The organism is Oleiphilus sp. HI0132 (assembly GCF_001635845.1).
In genome coordinates this window covers 1-961 of sequence record NZ_LWGJ01000449.1, presented here as the reverse complement: position 1 = coordinate 961, position 961 = coordinate 1, and the positions used below count along the sequence as shown (strand labels likewise).

Genomic DNA, 961 nt, shown 5'->3' with positions numbered 1-961 from the left:
ATCGAAGCCAGGTTGGATGAATTAGAACAAGAGCACCTTGCAGAAAATGAAGACTTCGATTTATTTGCGACTGAGTTTGATCGTGATTCAGCTCGTAATTCCTTAGCTAGCCAAATCAGGCTATGCCAGAAGCAGCATGCTGATGCCCAGACCTATCGAGCTCAAATGAATGTTTGGGTTCGTACTTTTAAAGATCTTGAGCACACCTTTGCTCAAGTTAGTTTGCTTGCTATTGAGAATCAAAAACTTACTTTGATATTGCTGCTGGCACTGTCTGCGTTTATCACAACATGGAAGCGTAATCATATTGCGTTTAGGTCGATTCATAGTCGAATGGATCACTACGTTTCGAATGTAGGGCAGTTGTTTGCCAATGCCTGTCTTGGGTTGTCTACCGTCGCGTTTTACCAAGGCTCTTACGCATCGGGGACTGAGGTTACCAACCCTGAGTTAATGATTATCCTTATGCTCGGGTGTTTTAGCTTATGCGGTCTGAATCTATATCAGTTACTCAATCCATCGCCAGATCTTGAGCCTGGAGGTAAACCCTGGCTTGCCTTTATAGCGATACCTATTCATAGTATTATGCTGTTAGCAGCGATCTTTCAGTTTTTTATTGTTGAGTCGCACTATCCAGGTATTGCTATCTATTTTACTCAAATCTTTCAGCTAACTAATCTTCATTTAGCAATTGGTCTTTATATTCTGGTTGGTATGCTGCTTAAAGAAACGCTTCTTGGTGCAAAATTGTTTGAGGTGTTTAAACCTTGGCACCTGCCGCCTGAATTGCTTGCATTTGTTGCTATCGCATTGATGGCATTCCCGACTGCTTATACCGGTGCTTCGGGCATTATCATTATTGCGATGGGCGCGGTTGTTTATCAAGAGATGAGGCGAGTAGGGACTCGTCGTCAGTTGTCGCTTGCCGTGACAGCAATGACGGGTTCAGGTGTTGTGCTAA

General features: G+C 43.4%; 1 pseudogene. It reads left to right on the top strand.

The annotated features are described in order from the left end of the window. Nucleotides 1-961: pseudogene (locus A3766_RS30465) on the top strand (C4-dicarboxylate ABC transporter); the annotation flags it as partial.